The 26,649-nt window shown below is 47.5% G+C and carries 19 protein-coding genes; 13 read left to right on the forward strand and 6 right to left on the reverse strand.

What is annotated here, in order from left to right:
* Positions 1 to 28: 28 nt before the first annotated feature.
* The 11 genes from L0659_RS13800 to L0659_RS13850 all read left to right on the forward strand — a co-directional run bounded on the left by L0659_RS13800 (position 29) and on the right by L0659_RS13850 (position 16,680).
* Positions 29 to 607 carry a hypothetical protein gene (locus L0659_RS13800; RefSeq protein ID WP_235126696.1) on the forward strand — a complete coding sequence of 193 codons (579 nt, stop codon included), beginning with the start codon at positions 29 to 31 and terminating at the stop codon, positions 605 to 607.
* A gap of 147 nt (positions 608 to 754) precedes the next feature.
* A complete protein-coding gene (locus L0659_RS13805; RefSeq protein WP_235126698.1) occupies positions 755 to 1,357 on the forward strand; it encodes an RNA polymerase sigma factor in 603 nt (200 codons plus the stop codon).
* Positions 1,358 to 1,467: 110 nt separating this feature from the next.
* Entirely contained in the window at positions 1,468 to 2,532 is a 1,065-nt protein-coding gene (locus L0659_RS13810; RefSeq protein WP_235126700.1) for a FecR family protein, read from the forward strand.
* 28 nt (positions 2,533 to 2,560) lie between these two features.
* On the forward strand, positions 2,561 to 5,839 hold the full coding sequence (locus tag L0659_RS13815) for a TonB-dependent receptor (RefSeq protein ID WP_235126702.1): 3,279 nt from the start codon (positions 2,561 to 2,563) through the stop codon (positions 5,837 to 5,839).
* 12 nt (positions 5,840 to 5,851) lie between these two features.
* Positions 5,852 to 7,432, forward strand: coding sequence for a RagB/SusD family nutrient uptake outer membrane protein (locus tag L0659_RS13820; protein WP_235126703.1), 1,581 nt, complete (start codon positions 5,852 to 5,854; stop codon positions 7,430 to 7,432).
* A 336-nt stretch (positions 7,433 to 7,768) separates the two neighbouring features.
* Positions 7,769 to 8,332, forward strand: a complete 564-nt coding sequence (locus L0659_RS13825) for a sigma-70 family RNA polymerase sigma factor (RefSeq protein WP_235126704.1) — start codon at positions 7,769 to 7,771, stop codon at positions 8,330 to 8,332.
* 113 nt (positions 8,333 to 8,445) lie between these two features.
* Positions 8,446 to 9,465 (forward strand): FecR family protein, encoded by a 1,020-nt coding sequence (locus L0659_RS13830; protein ID WP_235126705.1) that lies wholly within the window; start codon positions 8,446 to 8,448, stop codon positions 9,463 to 9,465.
* Between the two features lie 217 nt (positions 9,466 to 9,682).
* Entirely contained in the window at positions 9,683 to 13,072 is a 3,390-nt protein-coding gene (locus L0659_RS13835; RefSeq protein ID WP_235126706.1) for a TonB-dependent receptor, read from the forward strand.
* 25 nt (positions 13,073 to 13,097) lie between these two features.
* The gene (locus tag L0659_RS13840; protein WP_235126707.1) at positions 13,098 to 14,609 is read left to right on the forward strand and encodes a RagB/SusD family nutrient uptake outer membrane protein; all 1,512 of its coding nucleotides are present in this window, start codon (positions 13,098 to 13,100) and stop codon (positions 14,607 to 14,609) included.
* A 19-nt stretch (positions 14,610 to 14,628) separates the two neighbouring features.
* Positions 14,629 to 15,333 (forward strand): DUF1080 domain-containing protein, encoded by a 705-nt coding sequence (locus tag L0659_RS13845; protein ID WP_235126708.1) that lies wholly within the window; start codon positions 14,629 to 14,631, stop codon positions 15,331 to 15,333.
* Positions 15,334 to 15,336: 3 nt separating this feature from the next.
* Complete coding sequence (locus tag L0659_RS13850; RefSeq protein WP_235126709.1) at positions 15,337 to 16,680, forward strand: Gfo/Idh/MocA family oxidoreductase; 1,344 nt, start codon at positions 15,337 to 15,339, stop codon at positions 16,678 to 16,680.
* 129 nt (positions 16,681 to 16,809) lie between these two features.
* On the opposite strand, the gene L0659_RS13855 is transcribed toward L0659_RS13850, so the two are convergent.
* The 5 genes from L0659_RS13855 to L0659_RS13875 form a co-directional block, all read right to left on the reverse strand.
* Positions 16,810 to 17,697 carry an AraC family transcriptional regulator gene (locus tag L0659_RS13855; RefSeq protein ID WP_235126711.1) on the reverse strand — a complete coding sequence of 296 codons (888 nt, stop codon included), beginning with the start codon at positions 17,695 to 17,697 and terminating at the stop codon, positions 16,810 to 16,812.
* A gap of 12 nt (positions 17,698 to 17,709) precedes the next feature.
* A complete protein-coding gene (locus tag L0659_RS13860) occupies positions 17,710 to 18,405 on the reverse strand; it encodes a siderophore-interacting protein (RefSeq protein WP_235126712.1) in 696 nt (231 codons plus the stop codon).
* 149 nt (positions 18,406 to 18,554) lie between these two features.
* Positions 18,555 to 18,752, reverse strand: a complete 198-nt coding sequence (locus tag L0659_RS26310; protein ID WP_310590707.1) for a hypothetical protein — start codon at positions 18,750 to 18,752, stop codon at positions 18,555 to 18,557.
* Between the two features lie 9 nt (positions 18,753 to 18,761).
* Positions 18,762 to 19,490 carry a LytTR family DNA-binding domain-containing protein gene (locus L0659_RS13870; RefSeq protein ID WP_235126713.1) on the reverse strand — a complete coding sequence of 243 codons (729 nt, stop codon included), beginning with the start codon at positions 19,488 to 19,490 and terminating at the stop codon, positions 18,762 to 18,764.
* The gene (locus L0659_RS13875; RefSeq protein ID WP_235126714.1) at positions 19,471 to 20,613 is read right to left on the reverse strand and encodes a sensor histidine kinase; all 1,143 of its coding nucleotides are present in this window, start codon (positions 20,611 to 20,613) and stop codon (positions 19,471 to 19,473) included. Before L0659_RS13875 ends, L0659_RS13870 begins: the two co-directional genes overlap by 20 nt.
* 227 nt (positions 20,614 to 20,840) lie before the next feature.
* Here L0659_RS13875 and L0659_RS13880 point away from each other — a divergent pair, with 227 nt between their 5' ends.
* Both L0659_RS13880 and L0659_RS13885 read left to right on the forward strand, forming a co-directional pair.
* Positions 20,841 to 21,500 carry a response regulator transcription factor gene (locus tag L0659_RS13880; protein ID WP_235126715.1) on the forward strand — a complete coding sequence of 220 codons (660 nt, stop codon included), beginning with the start codon at positions 20,841 to 20,843 and terminating at the stop codon, positions 21,498 to 21,500.
* A gap of 81 nt (positions 21,501 to 21,581) precedes the next feature.
* Positions 21,582 to 24,131 (forward strand): phosphocholine-specific phospholipase C, encoded by a 2,550-nt coding sequence (locus L0659_RS13885; RefSeq protein ID WP_310590703.1) that lies wholly within the window; start codon positions 21,582 to 21,584, stop codon positions 24,129 to 24,131.
* A 27-nt stretch (positions 24,132 to 24,158) separates the two neighbouring features.
* On the opposite strand, the gene L0659_RS13890 is transcribed toward L0659_RS13885, so the two are convergent.
* Entirely contained in the window at positions 24,159 to 26,558 is a 2,400-nt protein-coding gene (locus L0659_RS13890; RefSeq protein WP_235126716.1) for an ABC transporter permease, read from the reverse strand.
* Between the last annotated feature and the right edge of the window lie 91 nt (positions 26,559 to 26,649).

Consider the following 26,649-nt stretch of genomic DNA (forward strand, 5'->3'; position numbering starts at 1 on the left):
CCTAAATCTTTTAACTACATCCGCATTTATGAAACATTGTATCTTGTTGCTCGCTATTCTTGTATCTAATGTTGCTATTGCACAGAAAGAGGCACCGCTTTCCGGGTCGGAAAAAGGCGAAATGGAGGCCGGGGTGATGCTGGGGGTCGGCGTTGGGAATTCTTTGGGAGGATATATCCGCGCTACGCCTTATACGCAGTACTTTCTTTCGAATAACTGGGTTCTACGGCTGGAAGGACGGTATAGCACAAACGGATTAGGCGCTTCCCAGGATCAGTATGCAGGTGTTGGATTATCTTCTAAATATTACCTTTTAAGAAAAAGTAAGCTCTCGGTATATGGCCAGCTTGGTTATTTTTATGGTCAAACTGCAAAAGGAATGTACAGAAATGCCTGGCAATCGCCTCCCTCTGAATTACTCAGGATTGAGCGGTATACGGCCCGCCTCAATTATGGAATGGTTAATGTAGGTCTTGGAGCGGATTACAAACTTGGCAGCAAATGGTACATCTACGCTTTGGGAGAAGGAAATATCAAATCGAAATCAAGCACCGTCCCCACGGACCGGTATAATTTGAACCTGGGTATTGGATTTCGTATCAAGTAAAAATATTTCGCGCAAGTAAGGCGCACATGACACGGCAGGACAGTTACAAAAATGTGAGGTGTTAATTTACATTCTGATTACAAGAAATCCTTGGATAATATAGGGTGTAATTTTACAGATCATTTGGAAGTTTTGTCTCGGACGTGCGTGAAACAAGCAGATAACTTTAACGCTTTTTATTCGCCTGAATACTGGTTACAGATCTGCGAAGGGAACATTACGGCCTTCGGCGAACTGGTGGACCATAACTTCAACCCGCTGTATCATTATGGTACGCGGTTCACGCCCGACAAAGGCCTGATCAAAGATTGCATTCAGGACCTCTTCCTGGAAATCTGGGAAAAGCGCGCAAAGCTGACGCACATTGTTTCTATAAAAGCATATCTTTTTCAGTCGCTCAGAAACAATTTAATCACCCGGATTAAAAAGCAGTCTAGGTTCTCCGACTTCTCTGAAAATGAAGAGTTTGCTTCCCAAGATGACTCTCCCGAGCTGGCCTGGATTACGGACGAAACGGACGCGCTGACCAGCAGCAGGCTCGAAACGGGCATCGAGATGCTGCCGAAGCGGCAGCGGGAAGCATTGTATCTCAAATATTACCAGGATCTTTCCAATGAGGAAATTGCCGGAATCATGGGATTGCAGAAACAGGCGGTTGCCAATTATATCCATTATGGTATCCTGAAACTCCGGGAATACTGGAAATACAAGACCATTCTGCTCGCAATGATCATCGATTACATCAACTGAGATAAGTTTTTCATCAAATTGAATTTATTTTTGATTTTCTTTTAAAATTCATGGGTATGGAATAATGGCTGATCACTCATCGTGTCAGAAGCCACCATTTTAACAATTCCATGAATAACTATAAGAACTTCGAGTTGAAGGACTGGGTTGAAGATCCGGGTTTTCGCAGGTGGGTTTACAGGGGTGAAGACGATGCATACTGGACTTCGGTTCTAAAAAACACGCCCTTACAAGCGGAAAATATCGAACAGGCCAGGGAGATCCTGCTGATGGTGCGCGGAGAAGCGGATGAGATCCCGGAACAGGAACTGGCATCCAGGAAAGCCAACATTTTGGATTACATCAGCCAGGAAACACAGATCAGGTCGTGGTGGCGGAGAAGCTGGTTGCAGGTTGCGGCTGTTTTGCTGCTCACGATGGGTTTTGGCGGTTACTACTATAAACGACATTCCCAACCTCCCTACAATGCTGTCCTGGCGCAATCGGGAAGCCGGATCATTGAAATAGTTAATACCAATGAGGCGGTTAAGCTGGTGACTTTGCCGGATGGGAGTTCGGTAATACTCAAAAAAGCTGCTAAAATCAGTTATCCCGCGAGCTTCGCAACAGATAAGCGTGAGGTTGTTATGTTGGGCGAAGCGTTTTTCGAAGTTCAGAAAAATCCTGAGCAGCCATTTTTTATCTACGCCGGTGAAATGTTAACGCAGGTTACCGGAACCAGTTTCAGCATCAAAGCCAATGCAGCCGACAAGCAGGTGCAGCTGGTCGTTAAAACGGGTGTTGTTGATATTTCGGTCATTCGTGCCGGCAACGAAGCCGGAAACAGGCATGTAATCCTGAATCCCAATCAGCTTGTTACTTTGGACCGGAATAGCAGTCAGCTTGCAAAAAAGGATGTTGACGAGCCGGTACTAATCGGTCTGCCCATTGAATCCCAATATTTTAAATTCAAAAAGACGCCTGTCAAAGATGTGTTCCTGGCTTTGGAACAGGCCTATGGCGTGCACATTCATTTTGATAAACAAGTCACCTCCCGATGCAACATTACGGCCAAACTGGGCGATGAACCGATCCGCGAGAAGATGCAAATGATCTGCGAAGTGATCGGAGCGAAATTCGAAATGCAAGACAATGCAATCGCTGTATTTTCAAACGGCTGTGATATTACTGACTAACCCACTAAACATTTAACCTGCTTAACTTATGCAAAAACGTCGACAAAAAACTACTAAGGTGATCCGGCTTGTTAAAACCATTACCGGACTGATTACCCTTTTCTTCCTGCTGATCGGGACAACCCAGGCTAAAATTCCGGACAAACAAAATATTCTCGATACACGTATAACTATAACCGTTAACTCGGAAGGTTTGGATCAGGTGCTTGAAAAGATCGAAAAGCAAACCAATGTACGCTTTGTTTACAGCCACCAGGTGATCAATGCTGACCGTAAAGTTTCTTCAAGAAACGAAAACGTGCGCCTCGAATCGGTGTTGAATAACATTCTTGATCCGTTGGGTATCACTTACAAGCTGTCCAGCCGCAACACCATTCTGCTCAAAAGGAGCCCGGCCAAGAATTCTGTTTTGAAACCGTTGGAAAAACCGGCGCAAAACACATCGGGCAGACTGCCGGATAGCAGTTTCATGGTGAAAGGCCAGGTGTTCGACAGCAAAGAACCGCCCGTATCATTGCCGGGTGTAACAGTTCAGGTTAAAAACACGGACCGGGGTGTGACGAGCGATGTGAATGGTAACTTTGAAATTGTTGTCAGAAACGGTGAAGTGCTGGTTTTTACATTCATCGGACTGGATGCCAAGGAAGTGGTTGTTTCAGGTACAAAAAACCTTGTCGTTTCTCTTGCCGAGCAAAACACGGCGCTGAATGAAGTGGTTGTAACGGGTTATTCTGAACAAAAGGCGCGAAACCTGGCCAATTCAATTGGTAAGCTGGATGTAAAGGCAGCCGTGGCCAACAAACCGATTACCCAATTGTCGCAGGCATTGCAGGGCGGGGTTACCGGCCTTACGGTGATGCAGGGAAGCGGCATGGCAGGAGAGGACCGTTCCAATATCCTGATCCGCGGAATCTCAACCATTGGCGGAACTTCTCCGCTGGTTTTGGTGGATGGTGTTCCTTTTGATATCAACTCCGTGGACCCGACCACAGTGGAAAGCATTACAGTTTTAAAAGATGCAGCAGCAGCGTCAATATACGGGGCACGCGCCGCGAACGGTGTGATCCTGGTTACGACGAAAAGAGGGATTCCCGGAAAACTTGCTGTTACTTACGATGGTTATGGGGGTGTCCAAAATGCCACTTATCTGCCCAAATTCGTTGATGCGCCCAAGTATATGACAATGGTGAATGAGGCCTATTCCAACATTGGCGGACTTGAACCTTATAGCGCTGAGACCATTCAGAAAACAACAGAAGGCAGTGATCCGGTGAGTTACCCGAACACGAACTGGTCCAATTTGATACTGAAAAAAAATCCTGTGATCCAAAGCCATTCTGTGAGCCTTTCGGGTGGAAATGAGCTTGCACGCTTTGCTGTAAGCGGAAACTACTTGTATCAGGATGGACTAACTCCCAAACGTGACTATGAGAGATTTTCGTTTCGTGCCAATACGGGCGTGACGCTGACAAAGAACGTTTCCATGCTGCTGGACCTGGTAGCGACAAGAAGCAGGAACCGTTCTGAACTTGTCCGCTTCGGAAATTCCCTGCATTTGGTTTACACAACACCCCCTAACATAGTCCCGAAATATCCTTTGACCGACGACGGTTACCAGGCTTACGGAAACTTCGGGGAAATGATGAACCCCATGGCGGAGCTGGAAAGAGGCGGTTATGCGCAAAACAAGGCCGACCAGATCAACATTAACTTCCAGCCCGTATGGCAAATTACGCCGGAGCTGAAATTGAGAGGACAATATTTGTACCGTGTCAATTCAAGCGGCTTCCTGGACAACCGGAATTCCTACAACTTTCTGGATTATTATACCGGGAACCTGGTTTTTACTTATGGGAATTCAAAGACTTCCAGGGTTGAAAGAGGCACTTACAATTATTTGTCGTCTAACCTGGAATTTTCTCAAACCTATGGCAAGCACTTTATTTATGCCATCGGCGGGATATCAAGGGAAGCAAACTTCATTTCAAATTTTGACCAGGCAAACCTGGCGTCCTATTTCGTGAAGTTCAATTACGTTTTCAATAACAAATATCTGCTGGAAAGCACAGTGAGAACAGACGGCTCGTCCAAGTTCGGTCCCGGGCACAAATGGGGAACATTTCCTTCCGTTGCAGTAGGCTGGAATGTGCATAACGAGGATTTTTTGAAAGATGTAAAGTTTCTCAGCAGCTTTAAATTGAGGGCTTCCTATGGGCTGATGGGCAATAACGGGCGGAATGATGACGTAAGAGAACTTTATCGTTACCAAAGTCTGATCGATGGCGGGAACGGATCGGAAACTTTGATTGGCAATCCTGAAATAACCTGGGAAACGGTTAAAATGCTGGACATCGGAACGGATATACGGTTATTCCAGAACCTTGGTGTGACGATTGACTGGTTCAGCAAAACAACGGATAACATCCTGCTGACACCGCCATTGTCCTTATCCTCCGGCGTGGCTACGCTTCCGATCAATTCGGGGTCGGTGTCCAATAAAGGCTGGGAGTTTATGCTCAATTACTCCAAAGCCATCAGCAGGGACCTGGAAATGAGCGCCAGTGTAGGATATTCTTATTATACCAATAAAATCCTTTCCCTTCGCGGCGGGCCGTATATTGGAACCAATGGCCTGGACATTAATGAAGTGGGTTATCCGGTAAACAGTTATTATTTGTACAAAACGGATGGCCTCCTCAAACAAAGCGACATCGACGGCGGGGCAACGCTTCTACCTGGTCAGCAGATTGGAGACATTAAATACATTGACATTAACGGGGACAAGAACATCGATAAGGCAGACAAAGTTACCTCCGGCAACCCGAATCCGCAGGGCAGCTATTTTGCAAACCTGAACTTTGTTTACAAACGTTTTTCAGTTGAAACACAGCTCAATGGTTTCACCAAAAGCTTAGCATATTACTCGGGCCGCTATCAGACGCCCCTGAACGTAACTTCCAATTTCAATGGAGGAACGCCGATGCAGTTTCAAACCGATTACTGGACACCCGAAAGTCCAGATGCCATGTATCCGCGACTGGCGCCTGATCCGGGCAACAATGTGCTGCCTGCCGATTACTGGCTGACCAACGCCGCTTTCCTGAGAGTGAAATACATTCAGCTTGGCTACAACTTCGCTCCCGAAATGGTCAAGAAAATGAGATTGAGTGGATTGCGTGTTTTTGTAAATGCCCAAAATGCGATCACGCTGAGCAAGATGAAGCACTTTGATCCGGAAACACGTGGCGATGAAACCAACTATCCCATCATGAAAGTCTTCACGGTTGGCTTGAACGTTAAATTCTAATTTTGATTAAACATGAAAAGAACACATATTTTACTTGCAAGCCTGTTACTCCTGGGTTCATGCAATGAGCAATTCTTAACCAAGGATCACCCGACCGCAACGACCGACGAAAGTTTCTGGAACACGGAAGGGGAGATCAACGCAGCGCTCAATATGATCTACGATCAGGTGCCGACCGGTCAGTTTCAGTACAAAAGAAACACCCGCATCACTTTTGAAGGGATGACCGATAATGCGGTCTGGTTTGCCAACTTCTTTGGCGAGGTGAACACGATTGCGATAGGCAATGCCAATTCACAAATGCGTGGGGGCGACTGGTTTGCAGTCCAGCCGGTTTGGGAAGAAAATTACATTGCGATCCGCCGTGCGAACCGCTTCCTGGAACACGCCGGAACAGCATTGATTGAGCCGGGACTGAAAAAACGGTATTTCGCAGAGGCACGTGCATTACGCGCTTGGCTTCACCTCGACTTGTTTCTATATTATGGCGAAGTGCCCATTGTCACAACGGTTATACTGCCTACTGAAACAGACCTCAAAAAGAATTCCAGGCAGGAAATCGTCGATTTTGTGGTGGCTGAACTGGAAGCTGCCTCAGCCGATCTGCCCGCAACTTACCCGATCAATGATGTAAAGCGGATCACCAAAGGCGCTTGTTACACGATGAAAACCGTTGCCTTGCTGAATAATCGTCAGTATGCCGAAGCGGCCGTGGCCGCAAAGCAGGTGATTGATATGAACCTTTACAAACTGCACCCCAGTTACGTAAACCTGTTTAATTACCAGGGCCAGGTAAACGAAGAGCGGATTTTTATCAAACAGGCAGGAAACAACGACAGTTTTTACAGAAGTGCACCGGGCTATCTGGGCGGAAATGCCTGCCTTAACCCGACGGGTTCGCTCGTGAATTCTTATGAGACCAAACAGGGTAAAACGCTGGCAGAGCTCGGAGCGGACAGCACCGAAATTTACAAGCAGAGCCCTAATTACAAGTCGAACCGGGATCCTAGAATGGATGCAACCATTGCCTATCCGGGTTCCACTTACTACGGCGAGCTCAATCCCTGGGACGATTCGCCCAACAATCCCAACAGGCTGGCAGCGATTTACTCTTCCAAAACTGGTTATTGGTTAAGAAAATATGTCGATCTGGCCGACAAAGGCAAGGGCGGTTCGCTGGATTACATGGTCCATCGTTATGCTGACTTGCTGCTTATGTATGTGGAGGCCTTGGTAGAAAGCGGAAAATGGAACCATCCCGATGTTTTGAAATATATCAATCAAATCCGCAACCGCGCTACGATGCCCAATGCAAATGCAGCCGTGTACAATTCCGAAGCAAAAATAAGGGAGCTTTACCAACGCGAACGCCGTGTAGAACTGGCCTTTGAAGGAAGCCGGCTCTTTGATATGAGAAGATGGAAAATTGCCGAAAAAGTCATGAATGGTGTGGTAGAAGGAGCTATTAACCCGAAAACAAAAAAAGCGGTGAATGTTGAAACACGCACTTTTTCGCAAAAAGATTATTTGTGGCCGATTCCCGCGCGCGAAACAGAAGGCAACCCGAACATGACGCAGAATCCCGGATATTGATTTAGTAAAAATCAGATCAATAACATGATCAGAGCAGAGACGAATTGAGGATTGTATATGTCCTTAATTCGTTTCTGCTTTTTAACTGCCAACGCTTTACAGCATTCATGATTGGTCCACGCTTCATTTTTTCTTCCCAATGCGTTTAGAGTCGACCGTTCAAGAATGTTTAACAGTGCAGTTAGACATTCATTACATTACTTCACAATTATACCCTTATCAATGTATTAAAACAAAATTGGTTTTTTTAAAGGATATTTATTGAAAAATATAGAGTGCTTTGGAAAAAATCAGATATTTACACTCTGATTTTTGAATAGCCACGCTAATTGATCAATGAAGCCTCTCTTTCAGGACGACACCGAACTTTTGAACCGACTTAAAGATGACGACCGTTCGGCGTTCGAGGTAATGTATCGCAGGCACTGGCAGCAATTGTACGATTTTGCCCTTATGAAGACCCATGATGCCGATGTGGCGGAGGAAATCATACAGGATTTGTTTGTCACGATCTGGGAAAAACGCGAATCGCTGCACATTCAAAATCTGCGGAGCTACCTTTTCACCGCTGTGCGTAACCGGGTGATCGATCATTACAAAGAAAAAATCTTTGCCGAGATCGACAACATTGAGCCTCCGCAAGCACCGGAATATTCTTTTTTCCTGGAAGAGCTGGAAGCCACCATGCAGCATTCCATAGCCAAGCTTCCAATTAAGACCCAGCGTATTTTTCTTCTCAATCGCTTCGAAGGACACACCGTCCGCCAGATCTCCACGGAGCTCAACCTCCCCGAACGCACCGTCGAATACCACATTACCCAAGCGCTGCGGATCATGAAAACACTCCTTAAAGAGTTCATCGCACCTTGTCTGGTCGCATTTGTGAGTAGTATATATTAAAGAATCTTTGATCAAAAAAGATATTTATATATAAATATTCTTTGAATTCATTTTCACATTTGCGGTTTGGGCTTTGATTTCAGTCTTTATAAAAAGGGTATTTTAATGTTCTCATGAACAAGCATCATCTTCATAAATTATTAACCCGTTACCGAAGCGGGGATTGCACCGAGCAGGAAAAGCGTTTGGTGGAACAATGGTTTGCGCTCATCGACGGCGACGAATCACATCATGCTTATCAGCAAAATCAACAGACCGAAGAAAGAATATGGATGGCAATTCAGGGCAGATACCAACCTGCGTCGTCCTGGAAAGGGAAGCTGCTCCCATTGCTCACCTGGCGCTGGGCAGCGGCGGTCCTGTTGCTGATCACGGCCTGGGGAACATACCAGTTCGATCACAACCGGCGTGCGGGCAAACAGGCACTCGAAGGGAACATTACCCAGGGGCTGGTCGTGAAAACGAATGATACTGCCTTGCCACTATTGCTTGCCCTGGAAGATGGGACGGAAGTGAGCCTGTTGCCGAACAGCAGCATAGAATATCCCGCTAAGTTCCAGCCGGGCAAAAGGGAAGTGTTTTTAAAAGGGAAAGCTTTTTTCAAAGTTTTCAGAGATCCGCAAAAACCATTTTTTGTATACACGGGACCCATTGCTACGCAGGTGCTCGGAACAAGTTTCTGGATTGATAGCAGCGATGACAGCAGTGCTGTTGAAGTGTCCGTTGTAACCGGAAAAGTATCTGTTTTTCAAAGGATTATAGGAAAAAACAATGTCGGGGAAAATGTGGGTAACGGCGTTGTCCTCATCCCGAACCAGCGCGTGACTTATTCCGGCAAAGACCAGTCTTTTGTTACACGCCTTGTCGAAGAGCCGGTTATGCTTGATTCTTATTCTGGGGCATTTGTATTCAATGATGCGCCGCTGGACAAGGTGGTGGATCTGTTGGAAAAAGCTTACGGAATCGACATTGTGCTGGAAAATGACAAGTTGAAAAACTGCCTTTTTACCGCAGATCTCAATAAGCAGCCCATGTTTACCAAATTAGATCTGATCAGCTCATCGGTCAATGCGCGCTATAAGATACGTGGCACTAAAATCCTGCTGAGCGGCCAGGGATGTCCGAGTAACTAACTTCTAAACCCTAATGATAACTATGCATTAAAATCTGCTGCAAAAAAAAGAGCCGAATGTGTTGCGACCACATCCGACCCTCCATGTTTTCCCTTTCTGAAACTTAGTTCTCATCTGCAAAGATGGTCGGGAAGGTTTTTGTCAAATCCTGAAACTTAACAAACATTCAAACTTAATGAAAAAACCAGTACAATTTCATCCTCTACTTCGACGTGCTATGAGGATTACATTCTTGCATTCGTTATTGATCGGTGCGTGCATTTCGTTGGGATTTGCCAGAGAGGTCCGTACACAGGACCTGCTCGATCATTCCATTTCCATCAAGGTAGAAAATACCGAGATCAGCAAGGTCCTCAATAAGATAGAAGGACTTGCCAATGTTAAGTTCGTGTACAGCTCCAACACGATCCAGGCCAGTCGCCGTGTCAATGTGATGGCTTCCAACCGGAAATTGTCTGAGGTGCTGAACATGCTTTTCAAGCCCCTGAACATTTCCTATCGCGTTATTGGCGGACAAATCATGCTCAATACGAGTGACCAGGGATTACCCGATGTTCCGAAAAAGGAAGAACAGTCGGTATCGGGAAAGGTAATTGATGAAAGCGGAACGGGGCTGCCTGGGGTGAGCGTTGTCGAAAAAGGCACGCAAAGAGGCACGGTTACGGATATCGACGGAAAATTTACCCTCAATGTTGCTGACGGCCAGTCCGTACTCGTTTTTTCTTTCGTGGGATATTCCTCGCAGGAGATTACAGTGGGAAATCAGAGCATTGTTGACATTTCACTTCAAGTTGATAACAAGGCTTTGAATGAAGTGGTTGTGGTAGGATATGGTACGCAGAAAAAGGCGGACCTCACGGGCGCTATTGCCGCAGTATCAGCAGATAAGCTCAGGACCAAGGCGGCAGCGGTTTCTTATGGAGAGGCCCTGGTAGGACAGATGGCAGGTGTGCAGGTGCAGCAGGTCAACGGCGCGCCGGGAGGGGAAGGTTTAAGCATACGTATCCGGGGAACGGGGTCAATTTCGGCCAACAGCTCTCCGCTTTACGTGATCGACGGATATCCGATCGACAGCAGCGCCTTTTCCCTGGTCAATACATCAGACATTGAAAGCATTCAGGTGTTGAAAGACGCATCTTCGACGGCCATTTACGGATCGCGCGGAGCCAACGGGGTTGTGATCATTACCACTAAAAAAGGCAGTACTGGCGCACCGACGGTATCTTTCAGCTCATTTTATGGTGTGCAGCAGGTAGCACGCAAGATTGATATGATGAACACCAGGGAATATCTGGAGTTTTTCAAAGACGGCCACAACCAGGCCTGGCTGGACAGAACGCCTATGGCAGGTGATCCGCCGCATACCATTAACGACCCCAACGAAATGCGGTCGAAATATACCAATGCCAATTTTTACATTATCCCTGAAAGTTTTAATGATCCCAACAATTTTGCTGACATCAACTGGCAGGACGAGATTTTCAGAAATGCTTCTACCCAAAAACATGAATTGTCGGTAAACGGAGGTTCGGAAAAGACAAGGTATGCCGTTTCAGGAAGCTATACCAATCAGCAGGGGATCCAGATCAATACTGATTTCAAAAGGTATAACCTCAGAACCAACCTGACAACAAACGTCACCAAAAAACTGGAAGTAGGCGTGTCGGTAAGTGCCTATTATTCAGAGAATAACGACATTGCCAACGGCAAGGACAGCCCGCTTTCCTATGCGCTTTACCTGCCGCCGATCTACCCGTTGAGAAATGCCGACGGCACCTACGGTTCACAGGTACGAAACCCTGAAATATGGGCCGGAGACGTAGCCAACCCGGTAAGCATTGCAGAAAACGTGACCAATTTTACCAAAAAGAATGCAGTGATCGCATCGGCTTATGCTGAATACCAGATCATTGAGGGTTTAAAATACCGCGTCAGCCTGAACGGGAACCTGGAAAACAGACGCCTGAAATTTTATCAGCCGTCATTTGTTGATACAGACGGCTCCCGCGCGCCAAGGATTGCCAATGCACGTGCAGAAAGCTGGATGGGTGCAAACTGGCTGAATGAGCATACCCTGAGCTATGGAAAAGTTTTTGACAAACATTCTGTGAACCTGCTGGCCGGTTATTCGGCACAAAAATCTTTCAATGAATACAGCCGTATCCTCGCCCAGAATTTCCCGAACGACGCGGTGCGCAACATCAAAGGAGGCCAGGTAGTAGGAGGAACAGGCACCGAGGATCAGAACTCGCTGATCTCTTACCTGAGCCGTCTGACTTATTCCTATGACGACAAATACCTGTTTTCTGCCAGCATTCGCCGGGATGGTTCGTCCAGATTTGGTTCGGAGAACAGATGGGGTACGTTTCCGTCGGTTTCGGCAGGATGGAGGATCAGCAGCGAGCCGTTTTTGAAGAACATTAACCAGATCAGCGAACTGAAACTCAGGGCCAGCTGGGGATTGGTGGGTAACAACAAGATCGGAAATTACGAGTCCATTGCGCGTACGGTGAGCGGATATTATCCCTTGAACGGAACGCTGGTCAATGCAGTCAACCCGGTGAACTATCCAAACCCTAACCTGGGATGGGAAAAAACCAGGCAGTGGAACCTCGGGCTTGAACTGGGCTTGTTCCAGGAAAGGATCCGTCTGGAAGCCGATTTCTACAACAGTAAGTCAGTGGATCTGCTGCTGAATGTGCCCGTTCCGACCATTAGTGGTTATGCTTCCCAATTACAGAACATTGGAAAAGTGGAGAACAAGGGGATGGAGTTTTTGGTACGCACCAGAAATACGACGGGCGGGTTCAAATGGTCCACCGATTTCAATATTTCGTTTAACCGCAACACTGTTCTCGCGCTCGGTCCGGACAGACGACCGATCTATTCCGGTGCACAAAACGCCAATAACACCTTCATTACAACCATCGGCCAGCCTATTGCAACGTTCTTCGGATATCAGTACGATGGTGTTTTCATCAACCAGGCAGAGCTCGATGCGGCACCGCATTTGGCTAATGACCGCCCCGGCGATCCGAGGTACATTGATGTCAACAAGGACGGGCAGATCACTGCGGCGGACAAGACGTACCTGGGCAGCAACCAACCTAAGTTCATCTACGGTTTTGGCAATGATTTTTCCTACAAAGGATTTGACCTGAACCTGATGCTTACAGGGTCACAGGGAGCGAAATTGTTCAGTTTCTTCAACCGGATGATCGGCATTTATCATGGCGACAGAAACGGACTGGCAAAACTAAAAGACCGCTGGCGTTCGGAAGAAGAGCCGGGATCAGGAGAAGTGCTTCGCGCCAACCGCGATCCGAAAGGACTTCAAAAAGAGCCTTCGAGCTACTGGGTGGAAGACGGATCATTCCTCCGTGTGCGCAATGTGTCGCTCGGCTATACATTTAGCAGCGGCTTCATGCAGCGGATCAAAGTTAAAGCCCTCAGAGTGTACGTAACCGGACAGAACTTGTACACGTTTACCAAATACCCGGGTTTTGATCCCGAAACGAGCAGTGAATCAGGCTTGTCAAGAGGTGGCGACTATCTGGGTTACCCTTCTGCGAGAACCGTCATTGCGGGTGTTAACGTAACATTTTAAACACTTCCCATTAAATTATTTTATAATGAAACGATATATTTTAGCCTCTTTGCTGATCGGTTCCTCGCTCTCCTGTAAAGAGAAATTCATAGATCTTCAACCGATTTCGGACATGAATGCCGGAAACTTCTATAAGACCGAGCAGGACATGAACCAGGCTGTAATGTCTCCCTATGCGTCGCTAAGGGATGTTTACAATCAGCTTTACATTTACACCGGGGAAGTGCGTTCCGACAATACCACATTTTCATGGGTGCCGGGGAGTTCGAAAGACATGACTTCGATCGATAACTTCGGCGATATCCTGCTTTCCGACAATCAGAACATCCTGGACTTGTGGAACCGCAGTTTTGTCACCATTCTCCGGGCCAACATTGTTTTGGACAAAATCGACGCCGTAACTTTCCGGGATGAAAAGCTGAAATCACAATACAAGGCAGAAGCCCGGGTCCTTCGCGCGCTGACCTATTTCTGGCTGGTGCGGGTTTATGGGGATGTGCCCAAAGTCGACAAGCAGCTGTCGGTGGAAGAAGCCTATGCGCTCGGACGGGTTTCTACGGAGGAAATGTACAATTTCATTGTGGAGGACCTTAAATTTGCAGAAGCCAATCTGCCCGCAACTTATGCCACCAACGACAAAGGCCGCGTAACGTTAGGCGGCGCCAAAGGTTTGCTTGCCAAAGTATACATGACCATGGCCGGCTACCCGCTGAAAAAAGGAGCATCGCATTATGCACTGGCTGAGGCAAAAGCCCTTGAAGTGATCAATAATCCGCAGTATGCGCTGGTTTCTGATTACAAGGCGCTTTTCAGCGTGACCAACAAAAACAATTCTGAATCACTTTTTGAAGTACAATACAAAAAAGGAGGTACTTCTACCGGAAGTCCGTGGAGCAACGATTTCGCGCCTAGGTTTTCCAATAAGGAAGTGGTTTTGGTAGGAGATAAGTCGGGTTTTAATGCACCAACACCGTCTATGTCGGCCGCCTACGAACCTGGTGATCCACGGAAAGCCATATCCATGTCCGACGGATACGTTTCAGAGCCGGGCGGAACGAGGATTAATGAAAAGTTCGTGAAAAAATATTACGACGTCTCGTTTTCGGTTTCACCCGACAATGACAACAACTGGATTGAGCTGCGCCTGGCAGATGTGTATCTGCTTTACAGCGAAGCACTTGTGCGCCAGGGCAAACAGCAGGCAAGTGCACTTGTGTATTTGAATAAAATCCGCCAGCGCGCCAGGAATACAGCAGGTGCAGCAGCCGGAGCGGTTCCCGACTATGCCCCGTTTGCTTCCGACGCAGCATTTTTGCTTGCCATTGAAAATGAACGCCGCATTGAGCTTGCCTTTGAAAATCACCGGTGGTTTGATCTCGTGCGTACAGAACGTGCCAAGGCAGTGATGAGCCAGGAACAGAAAGAACAGAACGGTTTTAACCCTTCGGCATGGAACGACAATATGCTTTTATTCCCCATTCCTTTGCAGGTTATCCAGTCCAATCCGGAAAAAATAAAGCAAAACCCAGGCTATTAATTTTAATTAAAATACAAAAATGAAGCGATTACTGTTAAGCGGCCTTCTGGCGTGGATCCTCATTCCTTCGGTGGGTTTTTCTCAAAAAGCAAATACATTGAGTTCCAGGGAAAAAAAGGAAGGATGGGTGCTTTTATTTGATGGCTCGGGCACAGCGGGCTGGACAACCGTTTCCGGTGCACCCGCACCGGCAGGTTGGGAAGTTAAAGATGGTGCCATCTCAGCCAAAAAAGGTGCAAAAGGCGGTGACATTATGAGCGTAGGCGAATATGCGGACTTTGATCTGATGGCCGATTTTAACATTTCAGCAGAAGGAAACAGCGGGATCAAATACTTTTTTACCCAGTATGAGAAAGGTGGAAACTTAGGCTTTGAATACCAGATCCTGGATGATAAACTGGCCGAAGACAATAAGAAGGCCAATCACCTGACAGGCTCTTTTTACGATGTAATGCCACCAGACGAATCCATTAAAAAAATGAATGCGCCGGGGAAATGGAATACAATGCGCGTGGTGGCAAAAGGAAAAAAAGTGGAGCATTGGCTCAATGGGGTCAAGATCCTGGAATTTACGAGAACGGGAAAGGAATACAGTGATGCGGTTGCATTGAGTAAATTCAACAAATCAATGCCCGCGTTCGGAACGATCGACAAAGGACATATTCTGTTGCAGGAGCACGGAGCTGACGTTTCTTTCAAAAACATTAAAATCAAAGTATTATAAGTTATGCAAAACAGACGTGAATTTTTAAAGAAAGCAGCGGCCGGATCGGCTGGTATGGCCATTGGCGGTTCAGCTTTCGGTTTTAGTGCCAAAAGTTATAACCGGATCATTGGTGCCAATGAGCTTGTCAGGATGGCGACTATCGGCGTTAATAGCCGGGGAAGAAGTATGGGTGCAACCATTGCGGCGCAAAAAGGCGCGGAAGTCGGTGTCGTTTGCGATGTGGATGAGCGCGCTATTCCGAAAGCCATTAAAGCCATTATGGATGCCAAACAGGTTCAAACGCCCAAATCGGAAAAAGACTGCCGTAAAGTGCTGGAAGATAAATCCATTGACGCGATCTACATTGCCACGCCCGACCACTGGCACGCGCCGCTGACCATTATGGGCTGTCAGGCAGGAAAGCATGTTTACGTTGAAAAACCATTAAGCCACAACCCAAGAGAGGGAGAATTGGCGGTAGAAGCTGCCCGAAAATATAAGCGTGTGGTACAAATGGGCGCACAGCGCCGCTCGGCACCGATCTTGACGGAAGGGATTAATGAACTGCACAAGGGAATTATTGGCCGGGTTTACCTTGCCAAAACCTGGTATACCAACAAACGCAAGGCCACTATTCTCAAACCCGGCAATGTTCCATCCTGGCTGGACTATGAATTATGGCAGGGACCTGCGCCTAGAATGCCTTACAAAGAAGGACTTATCCATTACGACTGGCACTGGTTCTGGCACTGGGGAACAGGCGAGGCCTTGAACAATGGTACACACGAGGTGGATGTGGCGCGCTGGGGGCTTGGCGTTGACTTCCCGACCCGAGTGAGCTCCGTTGGAGGCAGATACGAATTCAAAGATGACTGGGAAACGCCGGACACTCAGGTGATTGCCATGGATTTTCCGGGACGTATATCCCTTATATGGGAATCAAGGAGTTCCAACGGCCGGAAGATCGAAGGACTTGAACGTGGGATCATTTTTTATGGCGAGAACGGAAGTCTGGACACGGGTGGTGATGAATACACGGTTTATGACCTGGATGGCAAGCTCGTAAAAGAAGTGAAATCAAAAGAAAAAGCCGATGTGCAGGGAAGAAACCTGGCCAGCCCGAGCCTGGGCATGGATAGTCTGCACGTGGCAGATTTCCTGGACGCGATCAAAAACAATCGCCGCCCCAACTGTGATGTAGAACTGGGTTACAAAAGCGTAGTCTCCATGCAGCTCGGCAACATTGCCTGGCGCGTAGGCCGCGACCTGAAAATCGATCCGCAAAACGGCCACATCATAGGAGACAAGGACGCCCAGAAACTGTGGTCCAGAGAATACGAAAATGGCTGGAAACCAACTGTTTAAATTGTGTTAACTGAATTAAGCCCGAAGAAGGAATTGAAAACCTTCTTCGGGCTTTTTGTTTTTAATTCAAAAGATTCTTCGAATCAACTAGCAGATAAATGGGTGAAGAGTGAACCTGCCTACATTACATCAAATACTTTCCTCATGGTTTCCGGCGCCACGTGTTTTCCGGAAGTTGGCGGGGGATGTGCCGATGGTTTTGCTGAATAGGCGGATGAAGTATTTGTGGTCTTCGAAACCGAGCTGAAATGCTATTTCCTTTACACTTTTTGTCGTATAAAAAAGCAGGCGCTGCGCTTCCCGGAGCACTTCCTGCCTGATCAGCCATGTAGATGAAAATCCGGTAATGGACTTCACGGTGTCATTCAGATAACTCACTGTAATGTTCATCTGAGCGGCGTAGTCGGCTGGCTTTTTTAATGTCTGAAAATTTATTTTGACAAGGAGATTGAAATTCTTGACGATCTCTACACTACGCGAGGAAACAGCCTGGATACGCTCATTTTCCTGGAACTGAAAGATATGCACGGTCCTGTAAAAAAGCGAATTGAGCAGGGACTGTATTAACTGCTGTTGGAACTGGGCCGGTTTATCGTCATCCACTGCCGCAGAAAGCAGGTGAAAAATGCGAACAAACCATTCCTTATCGGCATCATTCAGCCTGATAATCGCAATGTTCGCAAGTGAGTGTTCGATCACCATGCGCGCATTTTGATCTATATACCTGGCATCAAAGGCAACCGCCCAGCCGGTGACCTGTTCTGCATGCCGGAAGTCATGGACCTGCCCGGGACAGGATAGCAGCAGCGCAGGCTCGTCAATGTCAATATCCTGAAAATCCACCGCACCGCGCACGAACCCACGTTCGAGCAGAAAGCAGAAATAATGATCGTGGCGGTGGGGGCCTTTGTTGCTATCCGACATAGCGCCAAAATGAGCATCCTCTGTCACCCGGCCAATCTCAATGCCCGGCATACCTTGCTGCAAATGACGGATTTCTATTTCTTGATTTGTCATTTCTATCGACGCTCAGGACCAAAAACCATAGCCCTTGATCCGGGCATGTACATTCGGGCTCGCCTTTAATTTAGTTTTCAGCGTTTTGGTCATGGAAACATTTCCTGCAATATATATGGAATTATAATCCCTGAGGTCCTTACTAAGAAACCATTGCTCCATCATATTCAGGCCGGCTTGTCCTATGCCATTAATAAAATGAAATTCAGGGTTCTCTTCTTTGAATATTTCGGGAATTCCATAACCGTCAGGAATCATAACGACAACATCCATCGGATGTTCGCTTCTATCTGTCAGCTGCTTCAATGCGAGGAAATGTCCGATCGCGCTGGCATCGGCGAAACACAATATCGGACCCGTTTGCGAAGGCGGCGATGCAGCGTGGGCAGGACCAAACAGGACCTGGTCACCGGGTTTTAATGTTCGTACCCAGCGACTGCCTGCACCGGCGTGGCCGCTATCAATGAGCATGGTACAGACATTCGTCTCGGAGTTCCACAGTACAGGCGTATAATCTCGATATTCCAGAGTGCCAACCTTGCACTTCAAGCGTTTAATCGTGTCCCAGCTATCCATGTCAATGTCCGGCAGATACAGATCGATTTCGTGCATATCAGCATGAGGCCAGGTTCTTACTGCAACTACCAGGGCGCTGCTGAGCATTCTCTCCATCAAGCCGGACGCCGCCTTTTTTAATATATCAACCATTTTATCTTTCTTTTTTAACAAAGGTATTCGGGGTCAATAAGTCTTTTGTCCTACAAAAGGCGGCAATAGGTGGACAAAAAGAGGGGAAGCCAAACAACCGGAACATTTCCGGTTGTTTGGCTTCCCCTCTTTAAACTAAATTAATGATGTTATTTGAAAGCGTTTTTGAAATTCATAGCCGCCTTATCCTGAGCCTGTACGGCTTCCGGAACAATGGCCGAAGTTCCAAAAAACTCATGCGTGGTGCCCTGGTACAATTCGTAAGATACATTCACGCCTGCCTCGGTAAGTTTATCGCGCAGAAGTTGCCCATCCGAAGTAAGCGGGTCGATTTGTGCGCCGATGATCGTTGTGAACTATTCGTTTTTCGTAAGGCCGGGGATCAATTTTAAAACTTCCCGCTGATAAGACTTGCCAATGGGAAGCTGGCTGTTCCCGATTTGGACGTTGCTGGCCGTGTAGGAGTGCATTTTAGAGGATGAGATAATGAATGAACGATGGATCCTGATGAAATCGGCAGTGGGCAGCATCGCTTCCAATGCAGTGATCGAATATTTGGTGATCACCTGCCCGCTTTCGGTCATGATCCTGACGTAATCTTTGAGGCTTTCTACGTAAAGGATTTCTTTCAAAACAACTTTCACCATCTTCCGGTCGGCGCGGAAATAAAGAAAGGCCTCATTCTCGGCAACGGGTTCTTTGGGTTGGGGTGCGGGCAATGTCATCAGGGGCAACGCCTTGTTGATGGCCTTAATGAAACGCTCAAATTTGATGGGCTTCAACAGATAATCCACCGCATCCAGGTCGTAGCTCTGCAAGGCAAACTCTGCAAAGGCCGTGGTGAAAATGATCTTGGGAGGGTTAGGCAATGCACTCACAAGCTCCAAGCCGGATAGTTGCGGCATTTTTATATCCAAAAGCAAAAGATCGATCGGCTGCTGGTGCAACATTGAAATAACCTGGACGGCATTGGAGCACTCGCCAACGAGGTTCAGCAAGGGCAGCTTTTCAATGTAACGGCGGAGCACCTGCCTTGCGGGCGGCTCATCGTCCACGATCAGGCAATTATAACTGTTTGTGCTCATAGGCGTGTTCTTTCGGGTTATGCTGATCGTCCATATTAGCAAGTTTAGATAGTTGCAATGTCAGATTGACAATGTAAACTTCATCTTCTTCCAGGATATTAAGCTGATGTTTTCCGGGATAGATCAGCTCCAACCGTCTGCGGACATTCTCAATCCCAATGCCACCGGCTTGCTCGATTTCATGCCGCGCGACACCATTGACCAGTTTCAGCTGCATATGCGGTCCCTGTAAGGCAACATGAAGATTGATCCACGGATTTTCGAGGACCGAGCTCGTGCCGTGTTTGAAACAATTTTCAATAAAAGGCAGCATAACCAGCGGTGCTATCATTAGATTTTCACAGTCGGCCGGCACCTGCACCGAGATATCCAGTTCATCTCCGTATCGTTTTTTTTCCAGATCGATATAGGCATGTATCATTTTGATCTCGTCTGAAAGCGGCACCAGCGGCGCATTGCAAGTGTATAATATGTATCTCAAAAGTGAGGAAAGCCCCAGCAGCATGTCAGCCGCAACGGGTGCCGTATCTTGTGCATGTGCGTAAATATTATTTAATGTATTGAATAAAAAATGCGGGTGAAGCTGCGATTTAAGAGAGCTCAGCTCTGCCAGTGCTTTCTGTTGTTCGAGCATGGAGGCGAGCTGCTGTTTTTCATAAAAGTACTTCATCAGTTTAATGGCCGCCGCCAGTCCGCCTATGGTGATCCCGCCCCGGAGCCCCGCAATGATGGCCATATAGATCTGGACATTTAGCGGCGTTGAAAAATAACCTTTTCGCAAATATTCGATCACGGTTAGCGACAATGCTGCGGATATGGCCGCGGTAGCGAACAATGTGAGGATAACTGCCGCTGTTGCCTGGATATAACGCCCGGTTATGACCATGCGCGGAATGACCCAGTACATAAGCATATATGACATGAAAATATGCGCTGCCATATAGCACAAACTTTCCGGCGCAATGATAAGCAGCCGCTCGAAAAAGCTTAGCTGCGAAAGTTTCGGATCAGGCGTAAACGAATAGAGGAATACCTGGAAAACATACCAGAATGTCCAAAAACTCAAATGCCTCGACAATCGCCACCGCAGCTGATTGGAAAAAACAAAGGGCAAACTGGCCATAGACAAACTTTTTATTAAAAGTACGATTCTCTTAAACCAAAATATAGCACACGATTCCTTCGATGACACTTCGTGATTTTCGACCCCTAAAATCAGTTAATCGTCGACGAAATCAAACAACACCTTACAATTAACCGTTATGGCCTTGGCGGTGGCAGGTTGGTCTACTTTCAAAGTTTACATTTTAAGATAAATGTAGTTTTGATCTCAACGCAATCCGCACCCATATGAAGTATCCGGTTACGATCGTACATCTGGTCCATCCACATCCATTCGAATGCGCAGCAGTTGCTGAATGGTTGGAAAAAAGAACATTCATACAGTTGAATGGACAAAGCAGCAGCCTGGAAAGTCTTTCCAGATCTTCGGAACTCGGTGAAACGGATATTGCGATTGTATTCGCCTACTGTACGGAAGACATTGCCAGGCAGATCATTAACATTAAAAAGATGCAGCCCCGGCTCAGATTTCTGGTTGTTTCCGCAACCTCATCTATGGCCGCCGTGCGTGAGGTGATCCATGCCGGAGTAACCGGTTACATGGGTTTGGATGCTGAAATTGAGGAGTGGGAGTGGGCCATTAAATCGGTTTCGGAAGGGAAGATATATTACGGCCAGCAAGTAATGGTCCAACTGGCGGAGCCGCCGAAAGACCAGCAGAGCCAGCCTGTCATTCAATCCGCCCCCACGACTAAAAATTTCCTGAGCAAAAGAGAGCTTGAAATACTAAGGCTCGTGGCCAGCGAATATTCAACAAACCGCATTGCCGATGCGCTTTTCATCAGCGGCAAAACCGTCGAAACACACCGCCGTAACCTTTTCCAAAAATTAGGGGTAAAAAATTCGGTCGGACTGACCAAAATAGCGGTCAGGCTGGGTGTGGTGTAAAACACAACATAATGATAATCCAGGGAGTTTTGTTTCCAGGCTTATAGAATCTTCATTTGCAAAAAACATGGACGAATGTTCATGGGCAAATTTTGGTTCAGGCTTAAAGACAGAGGCATTAATTCAATGGATTCCAGAAGAGATTTTCTAAAAAAAGCAACGATCCTGACAGGCGCAGGCGCGTTATCAAACATATTACCGCCCGTAATTCAAAAGGCACTGGCCATTGATCCCGCGCCGGGAAGCACTTTTTATGACGCCGAGCACGTCGTTTTCCTCATGCTCGAAAACCGTTCTTTTGACCACCAGCTGGGCACATTGCAGGGCGTAAGGGGTTATAATGATCCGCGGGCAATTGACCTTCCTGATAAAAACAAGGTTTGGTTCCAGTCCAATGAAGCGGGCAAAACCTATGCACCCTTCCATTTGAATGTAAAAGATACAAAGGTTGCCTGGATGGGTTCCATCCCGCACGGCTGGTCGGATCAGACAGATGCGATGAACGAGGGAAAATACGACAAGTGGCTCGACGCCAAAAAGCCGGGCAGGAAACAATATTCCGACATTCCCCTGACGATGGGCTATTGCAACCGCATCGATTTCCCGTTTTACTATTCCATGGCGGATGCTTTCACGGTTTGCGACCAGAACTTTTGTTCGAGCATTACAGGAACGCATCCGAACCGCTATTACTGGATGTCCGGAACAGTCCGGGAACAGAACAATCCCGATGCGCTGGCTCATCTCTGGAATATCAGCAACTATGTTTCTCCTGAACTGGAATGGAAAACCTATCCTGAAAGGCTGGAAGAAAACGGCATTCCCTGGAAAATTTACCAGAATGAAATTACAATGGGCTATGGCCTGAAAAGCGAAGAAAGCGGCTGGCTGAGCAACTTCGGCACCAACGTGCTTGAGTATTTCAAAGAATACAATGTCCGTTTTCACGAAGGCGGGATTGCTAATCTGCAAACGAAAAAAGTGGCTTTATTGGAAACCATCGCTGCGCTGGAAAAACAGCCTGCGGACGAGCAGTCGGGCAAAAAGCTGGCGGCTGCCAGGAAGCTGCTTTCCAACATTGAAACGGCGCAGCAGAAGTTCAACACCGATACGTTCAATTCGCTTTCTGCCAAGCATAAGAATTTGAATGCCAATGCATTTACCACAAACATTAATGATCCCGACTTCCACAATCTCACACCGTTGCAATACAATGACAATGGAACGGAGCGCACATTAAATGTCCCGAAAGGCGATGTATTTCATCAATTCCGGGCGGATGTGGAAAGCGGAAAACTGCCTGCTGTTTCCTGGTTAATGCCGCCTGCGCGATTCTCGGACCATCCGGGCGAGCCGTGGTTCGGGCCCTGGTATGTGAGCGAAGTAATGGAGATTTTGCTAAAAAATCCTGAGGTCTGGAAAAAGACGATTTTTGTTTTGACCTATGACGAAAACGACGGCTATTTCGATCACGTTCCGCCGTTTACGGTCCCTAATCCATATAAGGAAAACTCAGGCAAAGTATCCGCCGGCATAGATCCGAAAATGGATTTTGCGACAAAAAGCCAGCAAACCAATCCGTCGATGAACGAAAGTAAGCTTCGGGAAGGGCCTATCGGATTGGGTTACCGCGTTCCGATGATCATTGCTTCACCCTGGTCGCGCGGTGGTTTTGTCAATTCAGAGGTTTTTGACCATACATCTTCTTTGCAGTTCCTGGAAAATTTTATTGAGAAGAAATTCAATAAAAAGGTGAAAGAAGAAAACATTACGCAATGGCGCCGAACGATCTGCGGCGACCTGACGTCTGTTTTCCGGCCTTACCTGGGCGAAAAAATCGAACAGCCTGCATTTCTCAACAGAACAGAATTCATTGAAGGCATTCACCAGGCCCAGTTCCGCCAGGCGCCGGATAATTTCAAATCCCTCAGTGCCAGTGAAATCCAGGAAATGAGTAAAGACCTGCGCAAATCCCAGGACTTTCCGGTTCAGGAAGAAGGGGTTCGCCCGGCCTGTGCATTGCCTTATGAGCTCTATTCGAACCTGCATTTTGATAAAACCAAAAACAACGTCCGATTGTCTTTCAAGGCCGGTAATGCTGTATTCGGGGCCAGATCCAGCGGCGCTCCGTTCCGCGTTTATGCCTTGAACCCTTATCAACAAGAAACGCTGCGGTCCTGGAATTACAGCTCAGCGGCAGGAGACGAGCTGCACGACGACTGGAATATCGGTGATTTTGAAAATGGCAACTACCATCTTCGCGTTTACGGCCCAAATGGTTTTTACCGGGAATTCACAGGCAATTCCAACAACCCGCTGTTGCAGGTGACTTGTAGTTATGAAGCGAAAAACGCCAAATTGACAGGCCATGTGCTGCTCAACATTCAAAATCTTGATTCCAAATCACATGGCATTATCGTCAGTGATAACAGCTACAAATCGGGAGAGCAAAGAAAAACCATTGCAGCCGGAGGGAAGGCGACAATGGTTTTAAACTTGTCCAAAAACTTTAACTGGTACGATTTCAGCGTGAAGGTAATGGGCAGCGAAATATTCGAAGAACGCTTCGCCGGCCACGTTGAAACCGGCTCGGTAACGAAGACGGACCCATTGATGGGCGGCGTCGTTTAGGATATTCTCAGGGCACTGGTTCCGTGCTTACTGTGCCCTGAGATATTTGATCGGATTTTGCATCACGGCTTTAAATGCATGTCCCAATATCGTTAATGCGGTGATCAATGCCGTAATGCATAATGTTGCTGCCAGCAGCCAGCCGCTCGTGGTGATCCTGTGGGCATATTGCTGCAGCCAGCTTCCGGTAAGCCACCAGCCCAGTGGAGCGGCGACTACAAAGGCGATCAAGATCAGGCGCCCGAATTCTTTGCCGAATATCCAAAGCAACTGTCGCGTGCGCGCACCCAAAATCCTGCGAACCCCGATTTCCTTCGCGCGGCCCTCGGCCATGAAAGTAACCAGTCCGTAAAGCCCCAGGCAACTCATGGCCATGGCGATGAAGGCGAATATTTGTACAAACCCTGCCAACAGCTGCTCAATGTCAAAGAATGACCCTAGCATATCATCCAGGCGATCCGCTTTGTAGACATAATGCGGCATTACTTCGTCCCAAACCTGCTCAATGCCTTTTAATGTGGCCTGCGGATAAGTTGGAGATAATGTCAGCACGGCCATCATCGTGTGGCCCAGGTCGTGAACAATGGTGGTAGGTAAAACAGGCTGGTGCAAATCCCCGATGCGGAAGTCCTTCACGACGCCCACTATAATGCGGTCTGCATCTTTTACCCGCATACGTTTGCCAACCACATTGGAGGGCAGAACGCCCAGTTGCCGCACAAGTGTTTCATTCACAATGACTTCCTGGGCAGTGGTGTCCGTGGACCGGAAGTTGCGTCCTGCCACAAGCGTTAATCCGAATGAAGACAGATAATATTCATCAGCAGCCCGCAGCCTGGTCTCGAACGGCTCGGGTTTGGAGGCAATATGGTAATTGAATGGTGTGGGCTGGTTATAAGGTGAAGCGGGAGGATCACTGGCATAGGTTACACTTTCCACGCCCGGCAGCTGCAACCAGCTCTGACGCAACTGGTCATAAGGAGCGGCGTTACCTCGGGAAAGCCACACAGTCAGTTTTCGTTCATGGTTAAAACCCCAATCCACTTTTTGCATGTGTTTTAGTTGGGCCGAAATCACCAGGACAATGATCAGGAACAATTGTGAAAGGATAAATTGCCCGGTGATCAATGTTCTCCTGATCGTAAAGCCGCCCACGGTCTGAGTCGTTAACTGGCCGGCCAGTGCTTGGGTTGGGTTAAATCTGGACAATACCAGGGCCGGATACAAACCTGCCAGCAGGATCACGGCTGCAAGCAATGCGAGGAACCATTGCAGGCTTTTTGGATGCAATAAATCAAGGATAGAAATCGCGGGATGGAGCATATCCACCTGCTTGGCTAATGTCTGGTTAACAAGCGGCATCGCAAGCTGCGTCAGCATTAATGAAATGATAACAGCAAAGAAAGTCAGCATGACAGTTTCCAGCATAAACTGCCTGACCAGCTGGAACTGGCTGCTGCCGATGATCTTGCGAACACCAACTTCCTGCGACCGCTGCAATGCCTGGGCAGTGGCCAGGTTGACGTAATTGATGCACGAAGCAAACACCAGAAGCAATCCAACCGCAATCAAAGCATATAAAACCGGACGCGGAGCCATGCCGCTGCGCTCATGATTAAGGTCCGCCAATGGCAGCATATGATAGGCAAATTGTGCTGCCTTTTCGGCTGACAGGTTTTTTTTACGGACTTCTTCCAAAGCACTTGCCAGCTGTGCGGGGTTGGTCCCTTCACGCAGCAGCACAAAGCACATGCTTTGAAGGCCTTCCCAATCCTGCATTCCGCCGCTTTGCTCCAACCCCGGAATGGTCGCGTAGGAAATCAATGCGTCATAACGGAGTTGGGTGTTGGCAGGCGGGTTTTTGATGATGCCCGTAACGGTAAGGTTTACACGATTATCCAGTCGCAGCGTCCGACCGATCGGTTCTGCCTGATCGAAATATTTTTGTGCATAGCGCTCGCTGATCACAATCGTATTCGGCGAGCTGAGCGCCGTTGCGGCATTTCCTGAAACCCATTCTACCAGAAAATGATTAAAATACTGAGGTTCGGCGAAGCAAACATTGCGGGCTTCATTAAACTTTTTTGTCCAGCCTTTTTTGCCATTCGGGACGCTGATGGTGCGGCCAAACACCGTTTCCAGCCGCGTTGCATTTTCAATAAACGGGTAATTGCGGCGGAGCTCGTCTGCAAGAGGACGCGGGGCAGCATCCGTTGGCATCACATTTTCTCTTTTAACATCCGTTACCACCCAGTAGGAGCAGTCCATATGCGGATGATGGCGGTCAAAACTGAACATATAGTTCACGACCAGAAAGATCACCAGACCGCTTGCAAGCCCTAAGGCAAGGCTCAATACACGGATCGCATTGACTTGGCGCTGCCGCCACATGCGGCGAAGTGAAAGTGTTAAGTAATGTGCGAGCATAAATAGAATTATGTTTAGTAATATTTATATATAACAATTTTATATATAAAACAAAAACTATAATTTCTACTTATGCCCTTTCGAATTTTAT

Source organism: Dyadobacter sp. CY347 (assembly GCF_021502655.1).
Classification (GTDB): domain Bacteria; phylum Bacteroidota; class Bacteroidia; order Cytophagales; family Spirosomataceae; genus Dyadobacter.

Coding starts and splice junctions, on each gene's coding strand:
- L0659_RS13845 (WP_235126708.1), top strand. CDS start 14,629: ATGAAGCGATTACTGTTAAGCGGCCTTCTGGCGTGGATCCTCATTCCT.
- L0659_RS13810 (WP_235126700.1), top strand. CDS start 1,468: ATGAATAACTATAAGAACTTCGAGTTGAAGGACTGGGTTGAAGATCCG.
- L0659_RS13825 (WP_235126704.1), top strand. CDS start 7,769: ATGAAGCCTCTCTTTCAGGACGACACCGAACTTTTGAACCGACTTAAA.
- L0659_RS13885 (WP_310590703.1), top strand. CDS start 21,582: ATGGGCAAATTTTGGTTCAGGCTTAAAGACAGAGGCATTAATTCAATG.
- L0659_RS13840 (WP_235126707.1), top strand. CDS start 13,098: ATGAAACGATATATTTTAGCCTCTTTGCTGATCGGTTCCTCGCTCTCC.
- L0659_RS13815 (WP_235126702.1), top strand. CDS start 2,561: ATGCAAAAACGTCGACAAAAAACTACTAAGGTGATCCGGCTTGTTAAA.
- L0659_RS13835 (WP_235126706.1), top strand. CDS start 9,683: ATGAGGATTACATTCTTGCATTCGTTATTGATCGGTGCGTGCATTTCG.
- L0659_RS13855 (WP_235126711.1), bottom strand. CDS start 17,697: ATGACAAATCAAGAAATAGAAATCCGTCATTTGCAGCAAGGTATGCCG.
- L0659_RS13820 (WP_235126703.1), top strand. CDS start 5,852: ATGAAAAGAACACATATTTTACTTGCAAGCCTGTTACTCCTGGGTTCA.
- L0659_RS13830 (WP_235126705.1), top strand. CDS start 8,446: ATGAACAAGCATCATCTTCATAAATTATTAACCCGTTACCGAAGCGGG.
- L0659_RS13800 (WP_235126696.1), top strand. CDS start 29: ATGAAACATTGTATCTTGTTGCTCGCTATTCTTGTATCTAATGTTGCT.
- L0659_RS13870 (WP_235126713.1), bottom strand. CDS start 19,490: ATGAGCACAAACAGTTATAATTGCCTGATCGTGGACGATGAGCCGCCC.
- L0659_RS13880 (WP_235126715.1), top strand. CDS start 20,841: ATGAAGTATCCGGTTACGATCGTACATCTGGTCCATCCACATCCATTC.
- L0659_RS13850 (WP_235126709.1), top strand. CDS start 15,337: ATGCAAAACAGACGTGAATTTTTAAAGAAAGCAGCGGCCGGATCGGCT.
- L0659_RS13860 (WP_235126712.1), bottom strand. CDS start 18,405: ATGGTTGATATATTAAAAAAGGCGGCGTCCGGCTTGATGGAGAGAATG.
- L0659_RS13890 (WP_235126716.1), bottom strand. CDS start 26,558: ATGCTCGCACATTACTTAACACTTTCACTTCGCCGCATGTGGCGGCAG.
- L0659_RS13875 (WP_235126714.1), bottom strand. CDS start 20,613: ATGGCCAGTTTGCCCTTTGTTTTTTCCAATCAGCTGCGGTGGCGATTG.